General features: G+C 60.8%; 13 protein-coding genes, 1 pseudogene and 1 riboswitch. Of the genes and pseudogenes, 8 read left to right on the top strand and 6 right to left on the bottom strand.

Annotated features, from left to right (window positions below; translation table 11 throughout):
* Window positions 1–122 precede the first annotated feature (122 nt).
* Window positions 123–356 (top strand): annotated as a pseudogene (locus J5289_RS13545) (type II toxin-antitoxin system Phd/YefM family antitoxin).
* A gap of 213 nt (window positions 357–569) precedes the next feature.
* A complete protein-coding gene (locus J5289_RS29830) occupies window positions 570–746 on the top strand; it encodes a hypothetical protein (RefSeq protein WP_247749112.1) in 177 nt (58 codons plus the stop codon).
* Window positions 747–749: 3 nt separating this feature from the next.
* Here J5289_RS29830 and J5289_RS13535 read toward each other — a convergent pair whose 3' ends face one another.
* Window positions 750–1,514 (bottom strand): GntR family transcriptional regulator, encoded by a 765-nt coding sequence (locus tag J5289_RS13535; protein WP_209206514.1) that lies wholly within the window; start codon window positions 1,512–1,514, stop codon window positions 750–752.
* A complete protein-coding gene (locus J5289_RS13530) occupies window positions 1,511–2,395 on the bottom strand; it encodes an N-acetylglucosamine kinase (RefSeq protein WP_209184221.1) in 885 nt (294 codons plus the stop codon). Before J5289_RS13530 ends, J5289_RS13535 begins: the two co-directional genes overlap by 4 nt.
* 469 nt (window positions 2,396–2,864) lie before the next feature.
* On the opposite strand from J5289_RS13530, the gene J5289_RS13525 reads away from it, so the two are divergent.
* From J5289_RS13525 to J5289_RS13505, 5 genes are all read left to right on the top strand, one after another.
* A complete protein-coding gene (locus J5289_RS13525) occupies window positions 2,865–4,124 on the top strand; it encodes an ABC transporter substrate-binding protein (protein WP_111222796.1) in 1,260 nt (419 codons plus the stop codon).
* A 170-nt stretch (window positions 4,125–4,294) separates the two neighbouring features.
* On the top strand, window positions 4,295–5,248 hold the full coding sequence (locus J5289_RS13520; protein WP_142823245.1) for a carbohydrate ABC transporter permease: 954 nt from the start codon (window positions 4,295–4,297) through the stop codon (window positions 5,246–5,248).
* Between the two features lie 10 nt (window positions 5,249–5,258).
* Window positions 5,259–6,098, top strand: a complete 840-nt coding sequence (locus tag J5289_RS13515; RefSeq protein ID WP_142823244.1) for a carbohydrate ABC transporter permease — start codon at window positions 5,259–5,261, stop codon at window positions 6,096–6,098.
* Complete coding sequence (locus tag J5289_RS13510; RefSeq protein WP_209184219.1) at window positions 6,095–7,159, top strand: Gfo/Idh/MocA family protein; 1,065 nt, start codon at window positions 6,095–6,097, stop codon at window positions 7,157–7,159. The genes J5289_RS13515 and J5289_RS13510 overlap by 4 nt, the downstream gene beginning before the upstream one ends.
* Before the next feature lie 11 nt (window positions 7,160–7,170).
* On the top strand, window positions 7,171–8,169 hold the full coding sequence (locus tag J5289_RS13505) for an ABC transporter ATP-binding protein (protein WP_209184217.1): 999 nt from the start codon (window positions 7,171–7,173) through the stop codon (window positions 8,167–8,169).
* Between the two features lie 180 nt (window positions 8,170–8,349).
* On the opposite strand, the gene J5289_RS13500 is transcribed toward J5289_RS13505, so the two are convergent.
* Window positions 8,350–9,219, bottom strand: coding sequence for a LysR substrate-binding domain-containing protein (locus J5289_RS13500; protein WP_209184215.1), 870 nt, complete (start codon window positions 9,217–9,219; stop codon window positions 8,350–8,352).
* A 24-nt stretch (window positions 9,220–9,243) separates the two neighbouring features.
* Here J5289_RS13500 and J5289_RS13495 point away from each other — a divergent pair, with 24 nt between their 5' ends.
* Window positions 9,244–9,543: a hypothetical protein gene (locus J5289_RS13495; protein WP_209184212.1), complete on the top strand. Its 300-nt coding sequence runs from the start codon at window positions 9,244–9,246 to the stop codon at window positions 9,541–9,543.
* A gap of 12 nt (window positions 9,544–9,555) precedes the next feature.
* Here J5289_RS13495 and J5289_RS13490 read toward each other — a convergent pair whose 3' ends face one another.
* The 3 genes from J5289_RS13490 to J5289_RS13480 all read right to left on the bottom strand — a co-directional run bounded on the left by J5289_RS13490 (window position 9,556) and on the right by J5289_RS13480 (window position 11,889).
* A complete protein-coding gene (locus tag J5289_RS13490) occupies window positions 9,556–9,861 on the bottom strand; it encodes an NIPSNAP family protein (RefSeq protein WP_209184211.1) in 306 nt (101 codons plus the stop codon).
* Between the two features lie 30 nt (window positions 9,862–9,891).
* Window positions 9,892–11,235 (bottom strand): MFS transporter, encoded by a 1,344-nt coding sequence (locus J5289_RS13485; RefSeq protein ID WP_209184210.1) that lies wholly within the window; start codon window positions 11,233–11,235, stop codon window positions 9,892–9,894.
* Window positions 11,236–11,409: 174 nt separating this feature from the next.
* On the bottom strand, window positions 11,410–11,889 hold the full coding sequence (locus J5289_RS13480; RefSeq protein ID WP_209184209.1) for a 6,7-dimethyl-8-ribityllumazine synthase: 480 nt from the start codon (window positions 11,887–11,889) through the stop codon (window positions 11,410–11,412).
* Window positions 11,890–11,979: 90 nt separating this feature from the next.
* Window positions 11,980–12,142, bottom strand: a riboswitch (FMN riboswitch).
* Window positions 12,143–12,201: the final 59 nt, after the last annotated feature.

Raw genomic sequence — 12,201 nt, 5'->3', positions numbered from 1 at the left:
GGAAGGTGATTCACCTTTCGGCCGTAAGTGTTTGATCAGGCAGCACATAGCGCTCGATTGAAAATGGATGGTGATGCGGTTGCCCCGATGTTATTTTGGCTAACTTAGCTGAGGGCCAGAAGATGCAAGTCACCGTCCATGCCGCAAAGACCAATCTGTCCAAGCTCATCGATGCTGCGCTTTCCGGGGAAGAGGTTGTCATCGCCAAGGGCAGCAAGCCGGTCGTGAAGCTTGTGCCCATCGAGCAGCGGTCGTTCAAGATAGGCATTCTCTAAGGCAAGTTGATCGGCGATGCTCCGGATTTTCTCACCGACATGGATGAGGAAGAACTGGCTCTCTGGGAAGGCGCGCAGTGAGTTCATTCCTGCTCGACACCCATGTTTGGGCATGGTCGCTGACGGGCGACAAGCGGCTCTCACCGCGAGCGGTCGCAGTGATGGAGAAGGCGGAGCATATTTTCGTCAGCCCGATCAGCCTGTTTGAAATCGGCCAGAAGGTCCGCCTCGGCAATTGGCCTGAGATGGAGCCGTTTGTCGAGGAGCTTCCGGCGCTTCTCCAGCAGCAGGGCGGTGAAATCGCTGATCTTACTCCTGCAATATGCTTCGATGATGAACTGGGGCCACCGCGACCCCTTCGACCGGTTGCTTGCAGCAACGGCCATGGACAGTCGCATCGCGATCATCTCGGCCGACGTGGTGTTCGATGCTCTCGACGATCTCGGAGACTGGATCGCTCGTATCTGGTAAACGTCAACCCGGCCCGATGGTCAGTTCCGCGACGAAATCGTAGGCATCGCCGCGATAGAGCGAGCGGGTGAATTCGACTGCGCGGCCGGAGGCGAGATAGGAGATGCGCTCGATCGACAGGCCGGCTGCTCCAGCCGATACTCCGAGCAATTCCGCATCCGTCTCCTTCATGTTTGTCGCAGATATGCGCTGCACGGCGCGCACCGGCCGCACCTGGCGCTTCTCAAGCTCGGCGTAAAGCGATGCGGTAACGGTCGACGGGTCGGGCAGGAATTCGCCGGAGACGCTGGCGTGTTCGATCGCCAGCGGCTGGTCGTCGGCGATGCGCAGGCGGCTCAGGCGGGAAACCTTGGTGTCGGCGGCAAGGCCTAGGATCATCATCTCGTCGGGCGAGGGCGTGTGGATGCCCTTGTGCAGCCATTGCGATCGCGCCGTCATACCGCGCCGCACCATATCCTCGGTGAACGAGGTCAGCTGCGACAGCTTCTGCTCGACCTTGGAGACCGGCTTGCTGACGAAGGTACCGGAACCGTGGCGCCGCACCAGCAGCCCGTCGGTCACCAGATTGTCGATGGCCTTGCGCACGGTGACCCTGCTGACGGCGGCATATTCGGCGATGTCGCGCTCCGGTGGCAGTGCGTCGCCCTGCTTCAAAGTACCGGCCTTGACGGCCTCCTCCAGCGTTCTGCGCAGCTTGACGTAGAGCGGGCCGGTGCCTGCTTCCTGCATGCGGGCGGGAGAGAAAATCAGGGTCAGGTCGCCGGTCATGCGCTGCGCCTTTCGTCTTGCCCGGCAAGGGCTACCGCAAACGAAACGGCCCCTTGCAGCGCGTCGCCGCGTGGATCGACAAGCAGCGCCTGATGCGCTGTGCTCAGCCACGCGCGATAGGCGAGAGCGAGGCCACCGAGCAGGCAGACGGTGGTGCAATCTGGCCAGAGCAGGGCGTCGAGGCTGTTGTCGATGTCGGACGTCGCCTTGCGGACGATCCGTGTTGCAATGGCGTCGCCAGCAGCAGCGTGCTCGAAAACCTGGGGCGCATACCGGGCAAAATCCCCCGGCGTGGCACTGTGCGCGAATTCCACGACGTTTTGCGGATTGTTGCCGAATGCGGCCATGACGATGCGCGTCAGCGGCGTGTGCACATAGACGCCGTCATGGGAAAGCAGTGCCAGCTCGAGGAGGTCGCGGCCAAGCCTGGCGCCGCTGGCCTGATCGCCGATGACGAACCCCCATCCGCCGATTTCCGTCACCTTGCCGTGACGCCTTGCGCCATAGACGGAACCGGTGCCGAAGGAAGCGACAACGCCGTCCGAGGGCCCGAGCGCTCCCTGCAGGGCGATCAGCTGGTCGGTGACGACATCGGCTTTTGCAAATGGCAGTGCTTCGCGGATGAGGCTACCGTGCGGGCCGACATTGGCGCCGGCAACGCCAAGCACGGCGGTGCTGCTTGCGAGGCAGGATGGATCAATCCCGGCATTCTCCAAGGCGCTGCGGCTGGAGGCAACGATGTTCTCAAGTGCCATCACGCGGTCCGACATGATGTTGGCAGGGCCAGCGTTGCCGCGCCCGAGAATTCTGCCGGTCGCATCTGCTACGGCGGCACGGCAACTCGTTCCGCCGCCATCTATGCCGATTGCATACTTCGTCATGTGAGCCCCCGGATGCCGTCTGTTCCCGCGTTTTTCACTACCATACCAAAAAAATACCATTTACCAAGTGCGAAGATGATCTGCGCCGTTTGTTTTTATTCGATTGTTTTTGTTATGAATTTTTCGTTTCCAGGATTTTTTGCGACGGAAAGGTTAAATTCAACTGGACAATTGGTATTTTTTTGGACTTAATTCCGGTCAAGGGAACAGCATCGACGGACATCGGCGGAAGCGGCAAACAAAAATAGCCGGAGCGCCAGGCGGACGACAATATTCGTCAGCAGATGTCGCGGCAAAGGGCGGATCGATTTCGATCCGTGCGGCGTGACGTTGCAGCGTTTTCCTGATTGATATGTATTCCTGCTGCGGTTTCATGCGGGGATATGGGTCGCCGCTGGCTTGAGCCGGCCGGTGCTCGTTTCAGATCGAAAACGGCGTCTTGAGACGCCAGGAACAGGAGAGGGAAAAAATGACACAGAAAATTCTGAAGGGCTTGCTGCTCGCATCCAGCCTTTTGAGCTCGGCCGGGTTCGTTCATGCGGCGGACGTGACATTGAACGTCGAGAGCTGGCGCAACGACGACCTGTCGATCTGGCAGACGAAGATCATCCCGGCTTTCGAAGCCAAGAACCCGGGCATCAAGATCACCTTCTCGCCGACGGCCCCGACCGAGTACAACGCGTCGCTGAACGCCAAGCTCGATGCCGGTTCTGCGGGCGACATCATCACTTGCCGTCCGTTCGACGCTTCTCTGGACCTGTTCAACAAGAAGCACCTTGCCGACCTGACAACGCTGCCGGGCATGAGCAATTTCTCGCCGGTCGCCAAGGCTGCCTGGTCGACGGATGACGGCAAGTCGACCTTCTGCGTACCGATGGCTTCGGTCATCCACGGCTTCATCTACAACAAGGATGCCTTCGCGAAGCTCGGTATCTCCGTTCCGAAGACCACCGACGAGTTCTACGCCGCGCTCGACAAGATCAAGGCTGACGGTACCTATATCCCGATGGCCATGGGCACGAAGGACCTCTGGGAAGCCGCAACCATGGGCTACCAGAACATCGGTCCCAACTACTGGAAGGGCGAAGAAGGCCGCGTTGCGCTGATGGAAGGCAAGCAGAAGCTGACCGACGCCGACTGGGTCGAGCCTTTCAAGCAGCTGGCCAAGTGGAAGCCATACCTCGGCGACGGTTTCGAAGCCCAGACCTATGCCGACAGCCAGAACCTCTTCACTCTCGGCCGCGCCGCCATCTATCCGGCCGGCTCCTGGGAAATTGCGCTGTTCACAGCCCAAGCCCAGTTCAAGATGGGCGCTTTCCCGCCACCGGTTCCGAAGGCCGGCGACACGGGCTACATCTCGGATCATCCGGATATCGGCGTTGGCCTGAATGCCAAGTCGGCGCATCCGGAAGAAGCCAAGAAGTTCCTGTCCTGGGTTGCCTCGTCGGAATTCGCCGACATCTACGCCAACTCGCTGCCGGGCTTCTTCAGCCTGAACTCGACACCGGTGAAGATGAGCGATCCGCTGGCGCAGGAATTCGTCTCCTGGCGCGGCCCGTACAAGTCGACGGTTCGCTCGACCTACCAGATCCTGTCGCGTGGCACGCCTAACCTCGAGAACGAAACCTGGGTGGAATCGGCCAACGTCATCAACGGCACGGATACGCCGGAAGTTGCTGCCAAGAAGCTCCAGACCGGCCTCGACAGCTGGTTCAAGCCTGCCAAGTAAGAAGTTTACCCTCCCCTTGATGGGGAGGGTCGGCCCGACGGCCGGGGTGGGGTGATCCTTGCGCGTGTGGCGTCACCCCCACCCGCAGCCTCGCTGCGACCTCCCCCCTCAAGGGGGAGGTACCGTGATCATGCTGTGCCCGCGCAAGCCCCAAGAAAACAGGCAAAGCCATGAGCGACATCACCACTTCAGCGGCCTTGCAGCCGGTTTCGATCAAGCGCCAGCGGCGCTGGCATATTCTCGTTTTCCTTTTTCCGGCGTTCCTGGTCTACACGGTGGTGATGATCCTGCCGCTGGTCGAGACCCTGCGGCAATCCTTTTACAATCTGGTCGACGGGCAGCTTACCTTCGTCGGCCTTGCCAACTTCAAGGTGCTGTTCGGCGATATTAGGTGGGCGCATGATTTCTGGAATGCGCTTCGCAACAACTTCATCTTCTTCGTCATCCACATGTGCGTGCAGAACCCGATCGGCGTGGCGCTGGCCGCCATGCTGTCGTTGCCGAAGCTTCGCTTCGTCACCTTCTACCGCACGGCAATCTTCCTGCCGACGCTGCTGTCTTTCGTCATTGTCGGCTTCATCTGGAAGCTGATCCTGTCGCCGCTTTGGGGCGTCACGCCGTGGATGATGGACCTCGTTGGCCTCAAGGCATTGTTCAGCCCGTGGCTCGGCAAACCGGGTTCGGCGCTGATCGCGGTCGCCCTGATCTCCGTCTGGCAATATGTCGGCATCCCGATGATGCTGATCTATGCGGCGCTGCTCAACATCCCAGAAGAAGTGATCGAAGCTGCGGAATGCGACGGCATTACCGGCTGGAGCCAGTTCTGGAAGATCAAGCTGCCGCTGGTGTTGCCGGCTATCGGGATCATCTCGATTCTCACTTTCGTTGGCAATTTCAACGCCTTCGACCTGGTTTATACCGTGCAGGGTGCGCTCGCCGGGCCTGATGGCTCGACCGATATTCTGGGCACGCTGCTCTATCGCACCTTCTTCGGCTTCCAGCTGCAGCTTGGCGACCGCTCCATGGGCGCAACGATCGCAACCGTTATGTTCCTGATCATCCTTGCCGGCGTCTCGTTCTACCTGTTCATCGTCCAGCGGCGCATCCGCCGCTACCAGTTCTGAGGCGGCACCGATGTCCAAGGCACGCTCATCCACCATCCGCACCGGTCTCGTCCATCTGGCCCTGATCAGCTACACGCTGATCGCCTTGTTTCCGGTCTTCCTGACCGTCATCAATTCGTTCAAGGATCGCGGCGCGATCTTTCGCGCGCCGATGATGGTGCCGACGCCGACCACCTTTAGCCTGATCGGCTACCAGACGGTCCTGGGGCAGGGCAATTTCGCCATGTATTTCCAGAACAGCTTCGTCGTCACCATCGTCTCGATCGTGCTGGTGCTGCTGTTCGGTGCGATGGCGGCGTTTGCGCTCTCGGAATATCGCTTTCGCGGCAATATGGTCGTCGGGCTCTACATGGCGATCGGTATCATGATCCCCATCCGGCTCGGTACCGTTGCCATCCTGCAGGGCATGGTCGCCGCCGGTCTGGTCAACACGCTGACGGCACTGATCCTCGTCTATACCGCGCAAGGTCTGCCGCTGGCGATCTTCATCCTGTCCGAGTTCATGCGGACAGTCTCTGATGACCTTAAGAACGCCGGCCGCATCGATGGTCTGAACGAGTATGCGATTTTTATCCGGCTGGTATTGCCGCTGATCCGTCCGGCCATGGCGACCGTCGCCGTGTTCACGATGATCCCGATCTGGAACGATCTGTGGTTCCCGCTGATCCTTGCGCCGAGCGAAGCGACCAAGACTGTCACGCTCGGCAGCCAGATCTTCATTGGCCAGTTCGTCACCAACTGGAATGCCGTTCTGGCGGCGCTATCGCTGGCTATCCTTCCGATCCTGGTCCTCTACGTCATCTTTTCGCGGCAGCTGATCCGCGGCATCACTGCGGGAGCGGTCAAATGAGCCTATCCGAAAAACCCATCCGCGTGCTTGTCGCCGGGCTTGGCAACATGGGCCGAAGCCATGCGCTCGCCTATCACAATAACGCAGGCTTCGAGATCGTCGGCCTCGTCAATCGCTCCAAGCCAGTGCTGGACGAAGCGTTGCACGGCTATACGATTCACGCCGACTTCCAGACCGCGCTGACAGAACTGAAGCCCGATCTCTGCTCGATCTGTACCTATTCCGACAGCCATGCCGACTATGCGGTCATGGCGTTCGAGGCCGGCTGCGACGTCTTCATCGAAAAGCCGCTGGCAACGACCGTAGCCGATGCCGAGCGCGTGGTTGCAGCCGCAAAGGCGGCGGGCAAGAAGCTCGTCATCGGCTATATCCTACGCCATCATCCGTCTTGGATGCGGCTGATTGCCGAGGCCCGCAATCTTGGCGGTCCCTATGTCTTTCGCATGAACCTCAACCAGCAATCGAGCGGCCCGACCTGGGAAACCCACAAGGCTCTGATGCAGACGACTTCGCCGATCGTCGACTGCGGCGTGCACTATGTCGATGTCATGTGCCAGATCACCGATGCGAGGGCTGTCGAAGTGCGCGGCATGGGCCTGCGCCTGTCCGACGAGATTGCGCCCGACATGTATAATTACGGCCATCTGCAGGTGAAGTTCGAGGACGGCTCCGTTGGCTGGTACGAAGCGGGCTGGGGGCCGATGATCTCGGAGACGGCGTTCTTCGTGAAGGATGTGATGTCGCCGAACGGCGCCGTTTCGATCGTCATGGACCCGAACGCCAAGTCCGACGACATCGACACGCACACCAAGACATCGGTCATCCGGCTGCACAATGCCGAAACCGGCCCGGATGGCAGGTTCATCCGGCCTGATCGCGACCTGCATATGGATGGCGAGCCTGGTCACCAGGAGCTTTGCAACTTCGAGCAGGCCTATGTGCTGAAAGCCATTCGCGAAAACATCGACCTGACGCGGCACATGCACGATGCCGTGCAGTCGCTGCGCATCTGCCTTGCCGCGGACGAGAGCGTCCGGACCGGCAAGACCGTCACTTTGTAAGGATAAAAGCTTTGGGATCGCTTCAACTGAAATCCATCCGCAAGGCCTATGGCACCCATGAGGTGCTGAAGGGCATCGACCTCGAGGTCAAGGACGGCGAATTCGTCATCTTCGTCGGCCCGTCCGGCTGCGGCAAGTCGACCTTGCTGCGCAGCATCGCCGGCCTCGAGGATGTGACCGACGGAACGGTGATCATCAACGGCGTCGACGTCACCACGACCCCGCCGGCCAAGCGCGGCATCGCCATGGTGTTCCAGTCCTATGCGCTTTACCCGCACCTGACGGTGAAGGACAATATGGGCCTTGGGTTGAAACAGGCGGGCACGCCGAAGGATGCTATCGAGGAGCGGGTTGCGAAGGCCTCCGGCATGCTCTCCCTCGAGCCCTACCTGGCCCGTCGTCCGGCGGAACTCTCCGGCGGCCAGCGCCAGCGCGTTGCCATCGGCCGTGCCATCGTCCGCGAACCGGCGCTGTTCCTGTTTGACGAGCCGCTGTCCAATCTCGATGCGGCGCTGCGCGTCCAGACGCGGCTCGAGATCGCCCGTCTTCACCGCAGCCTGAAGGCGACGATGATCTACGTCACCCACGACCAGGTCGAGGCAATGACGCTGGCCGACCGCATCGTCGTTCTCAACGCCGGTGCCATCGAGCAGGTCGGCACGCCGATGGAGCTTTACAACCGTCCCGCCAACGTCTTCGTCGGCAGCTTCATCGGATCGCCGCAGATGAACATGATCCCGGGCGCCAAGCTTGGCGAGAGCGCAAAAACCATCGGCGTCCGCCCCGAACACATCACCCTGTCGCGCGAAAACGGGACCTGGCCTGCCAAGGTCGTCCATGTCGAGCATCTCGGCGCCGACACCATACTCTACCTCGAAACCGACCAGACCGGCCTCCTGACGGTCCGCCTTTTCGGCGAGCATCCCTATGCCCCGGACGAGACGGTTTTTGCCACACCGGACCCGGCCCACATGCACCGCTTCGGCGAAGACGACAAGGCGGTGCGGTAGGGGGCGGATAGTACGCCATCGCCCTCCCTCGCTGTTACGCCCTCCGACGCGACACTGTGCGCGACGCGAGACCGGGCGCATACGCATTGTTCGGCAAGGATGATCGGGCAGCCCGATAGGCGGTGAATATCATGGTCAGGTCACCCGGAAGGAAGGTGGGCATCATTTAGAAGGACCCAATCAGCGGGGCCGCGTCATCGGCCGGAAGGACTGGTGGATCACTTCCGCCATGCTCTCCACCGCGGGGTTAGAATGGTAAGCGTTGCGCCTCAGCACGACGCGGGAGGCGTCGATAGGTGGGAAGCCATCTCCAACACCGAGCTCTCGGCAATCGGGCGGTATGTTGCTGCGCGAGAGCGGGGCTATGCCCAGACCGGCAATGACGGCGATCTTCAGGCCACTTGAAGTATCACAGCTATAGGCGATGCGGAATGGCAGGTTGTGCTGTTCCAGAGAGCGAATGGCAAAGTCACGGCACCAGTTTGAGCGTCCATAGATGGCAACCGGAATGGGATTGCGCTCATGCAGCCTGTGGACTGTCGAGGTCACCCAGACGGTCGGGTCGATATACAGAACCTCCCCTTGAGTCTGGGAGCTCCAATCGAACACAACGGCAAGATCGAGTTGGTCGTTTTCCAGCGCCTCCATCTGCTGTGAAGTGTAGCCGCATAAAACGGTCACGTCGACCGAAGGATGGCTTTCGGCGAAGGCTGCCAGTGCCCGTGGAAGAACGGTGTCGCCATATTCCTCTGGAATGCCGATCCTGACGACGCCGTCCAGCGGCTTACGTCGCATAGCGGCGGTCGTCTCATTCATCAGGCCCACAATCCGGCGGGCATAGGGCAGCAGTTGTCGCCCGCTTTCTGTCAGCGCCACACCGCGTGGCCCCCGGTCAAACAGCGGTTGGCCAACACTCTCTTCCAGACGCTTCAGTTGCAGGCTGATGGCCGATTGCGTCCTTCCGACATCACTGGCCGCACGGGTGAGATTGCCGGTGTCGGCAACCACCAGGAACATTCGCAGCAGATCGCTGTCGAGGGGAAGATTCATTGTCGCCAGCCATGAGATTTCTCAATGTCAGATATCGTTACTATTCGTTTGTGCGATGTCAATCAGCGGTTCAAACCAAAGGCCTGTCATGGTGGAGGGCGGTGGATGAGCGCGGGTCAAAAGGACGAAAACAAAGCGCCAGTGACGCGGATGGAAAGACTTCGGTTGTGGCTGGCCGGATACAGCGCGCTGGAAGTCATTGCGCGCAGGGAGAACGATCATTTGCTCCGCGATGCCGGAATGTCGCGCGACGAGGTTCGTGATAGTCTGCGGCCGTGGCGGATTGTCGGCCTTCTGTTGCTGCCGCGCAGTGGTCGTGAATAAGGCGCGTAGTCGCTACCCCAGTATCGGCCGCATGAAGCTGCGTTCGTAGCTGATGATACTGCGGTTTTTCTCCTCAAGTTCGAGCGTCGCCTGGCATTCTGCGTCTGCGGCCATGCTGTTGCGGTAGGCTTCGTAGGCTGTGAAGCTCGGGAAGGAGAAGAGTGCCACGGCGACGTTGCTGGCGCCTTCGGAGGGCAGGAAGTAGCCGTGATGCGTGCCGCCCATGCGGTTGACGATGGGGATCCACCGCCGTGCATAGTCCTCGAATTCCGCAATCTTGTAGGCGTCGATGATGTAGCGGAGGTGGCAGGTGATCATGGGCTATCTCCGGACGGTCGTTGAAAGTGTCTAGGAACCTGCTGCCAGCCGCGTCGTCAGTTCCTCGATGCCGGCTTGTGCTTCGATCTCATCGCCCTTGGCCATCAGGTAGAGCCCGAGGCAGAAGGCGAGGGCGGCGATGAAGAGGAGGTAATAGGCATGCGCCATCGGGTTGATGGCCAGCAGCGTGCTGACCGCGATCGGTGTGAGGCCACCGAAGATCGCGTAGGCGACATTGTAGGAGAAGGACAGGCCGGTGAAGCGGACGCGGGCCGGGAAGGCGCGGACCATGACATAGGGTACGGCGCCGACGAGGCCGACCGACAGGCCCATCACCGCGTAGAGGATGAACATGACTGTCAGGGAGGTGGCGGCGTAGCTGTAGAAGACGAAGGTGGCGGCGCCGAAGAACACGCTGGCGACGGTGAAGAATTTACCGGAGCCGACACGGTCGACAATGGCGCCAGCGGCTGCCGTGCCGACGATCAGGAAGAGCGTGCCGAAGCTGGTGGCGGCCAGCGATTGCTGGGCGGTGTAGTGGTAGAGCTTCTGCAGGAAGGTGGCGGTCATCAGCGTGGTGACGATGATGCCGGCCGACAGGATCCAGGTCAGCAGCATCGAGATGACAATGCCCCTCGGATAGTCGCGCAGCACCGCTTTCAGCGGCAGTTCCGATACCAGCGCCCGGCTCTTCTTCATGTCGGCAAAGATCGGCGTTTCGTGCAGCCAGCGGCGCAGGTAGACGGCGATCAGGCCGAAGATGCCACCGATCAGGAAGGGGATGCGCCAGGCATATGAGGCGACTTCATCAGGAGTAAAGACCGTGTTGATGATGGCGGCGATGAACGAGCCGAGCAGGATGCCCAGCGTCAGGCCGGAGCAGAGGAAGCCGCAGGCAAAGCCGACGCGACGGAAGGGAACGTGCTCGGCGACGAAAGTCCAGGCGCCCGGCACCTCGCCGCCAATGGCGGCCCCCTGCAGGATACGCAGGCAGACGAGCAGGATGGGAGCGGCAATGCCGATGGATGCATACGTGGGCATGGCGGCCATGCCGAGCGTCGACAGCGCCATCAGCAGCAGCGAGAAGGCGAACACTCGCTTGCGACCGTATAGATCGCCGAAATGGGCGAGCACGATACCGCCGATGGGGCGGATCAGATAGCCGGCTGCGAAGATGCCAAAGGTCTGGATCAGCACCAGCCAGTCGGGCAGGTCAGGCGGGAAGAACAGCTTGCCGATGACCGTGGCGAAAAAGACGAAAATGATGAAATCGTAGAATTCCAGCGCACCGCCGAGGGCTGCGAGGCCCAGCGTGCGAAAATCCTGGGAAGTCAGGCGGCGCGGCGCCCCCGTTGTCGTCGCAATAGGGGACATGGCAATCAACTCCGATGAAATGTTTGTGCCTCAACTCCGCAGGTTGCATGCGGGATTGGGGGCTGCATTTCAAGCGGTATTTGGTGTCACGGCCATCGAGCCCCGGGATAGGCTGTATCCGGATCGATGATCCCGGCAGGCATGGCGGCGCGCAGTGCACGCCGCCTGTTGTCATCAGGCCGCAAAGGTCATCAGCCGGGCGCGTTCGCTAAGGATATGCTGGCAGGCGCCGGCTGCCTCGCGGCCCTTGACGACGAAGTGTTCCTTGAAGAAACCGAGATGGGCTTCCGTGTCTTGGAAATGGTGCGGAGTGAGGACAACGGAGAGCACGGGGACGCCGGTGTCGAGCTGCACCCGCATCAACGCGTCGAGCACGCTGCCGGCCACGAAATCGTGGCGGTAGATGCCACCATCGACGACGAAGGCAGCGGCGACCACGGCGGAGTAGCGGCCGGTGCGGGCCAGTGTCTGGACGTGCAACGGGATTTCGAGCGCGCCCGGCACATCGAAGACCTCGACGGCGGCCGCACCGCGATCGTCGTATTTGCTCCATTCGGCGATGAAGCTGTCTATGCATTGATCGACGATTTCGGCGTGCCAGCGGGCGCGGACGAGGGCGATCTTGCCTTTTTGCGGTAGTGTAGAGATGGTCATGGTTCTATCTTGCCTTTCAAGGGTTTCAAATATCCCTTGGGCGAACACGCCCGATCCCGAGACCTTTCGCGCGGAAAGGTCGTCGATCAGGCCTGCTCTCTTCCATCCGGACTATGACCGTCGGCTCCGGCATCGCACCGGATCTGCTGACCCTTCCGCTAGAGGGCGAAAGGCGCTCGCGGGCTCCATTCGCTGCATTCGCGCAGATCCTGATACCGCCGGTGGGGAATTGCACCCCGCCCTGAGAACACAGCCAATATGCCGCGCTGCAACACAGAAATCAAAGCAAAAACGCCGGGAAATACCCGGCGT

Origin of the sequence: Rhizobium sp. B230/85 (genome assembly GCF_019355735.1) — a bacterium.
Lineage (GTDB): Bacteria > Pseudomonadota > Alphaproteobacteria > Rhizobiales > Rhizobiaceae > Rhizobium > Rhizobium rhododendri.
The sequence above is the reverse complement of the archived record's forward strand: the minus strand, read 5'-3'. Positions and strand labels throughout refer to the sequence as shown.

What these genes read in the sequence shown, in the direction of transcription:
- J5289_RS13515 (WP_142823244.1), top strand. Translation starts at nt 5,259, where the DNA reads ATGTCCAAGGCACGCTCATCCACCATCCGCACCGGTCTCGTCCATCTG.
- J5289_RS13525 (WP_111222796.1), top strand. Translation starts at nt 2,865, where the DNA reads ATGACACAGAAAATTCTGAAGGGCTTGCTGCTCGCATCCAGCCTTTTG.
- J5289_RS13535 (WP_209206514.1), bottom strand. Translation starts at nt 1,514, where the DNA reads ATGACCGGCGACCTGACCCTGATTTTCTCTCCCGCCCGCATGCAGGAA.
- J5289_RS13495 (WP_209184212.1), top strand. Translation starts at nt 9,244, where the DNA reads ATGTCAGATATCGTTACTATTCGTTTGTGCGATGTCAATCAGCGGTTC.
- J5289_RS13510 (WP_209184219.1), top strand. Translation starts at nt 6,095, where the DNA reads ATGAGCCTATCCGAAAAACCCATCCGCGTGCTTGTCGCCGGGCTTGGC.
- J5289_RS13530 (WP_209184221.1), bottom strand. Translation starts at nt 2,395, where the DNA reads ATGACGAAGTATGCAATCGGCATAGATGGCGGCGGAACGAGTTGCCGT.
- J5289_RS13485 (WP_209184210.1), bottom strand. Translation starts at nt 11,235, where the DNA reads ATGTCCCCTATTGCGACGACAACGGGGGCGCCGCGCCGCCTGACTTCC.
- J5289_RS13480 (WP_209184209.1), bottom strand. Translation starts at nt 11,889, where the DNA reads ATGACCATCTCTACACTACCGCAAAAAGGCAAGATCGCCCTCGTCCGC.
- J5289_RS13500 (WP_209184215.1), bottom strand. Translation starts at nt 9,219, where the DNA reads ATGAATCTTCCCCTCGACAGCGATCTGCTGCGAATGTTCCTGGTGGTT.
- J5289_RS13520 (WP_142823245.1), top strand. Translation starts at nt 4,295, where the DNA reads ATGAGCGACATCACCACTTCAGCGGCCTTGCAGCCGGTTTCGATCAAG.
- J5289_RS13490 (WP_209184211.1), bottom strand. Translation starts at nt 9,861, where the DNA reads ATGATCACCTGCCACCTCCGCTACATCATCGACGCCTACAAGATTGCG.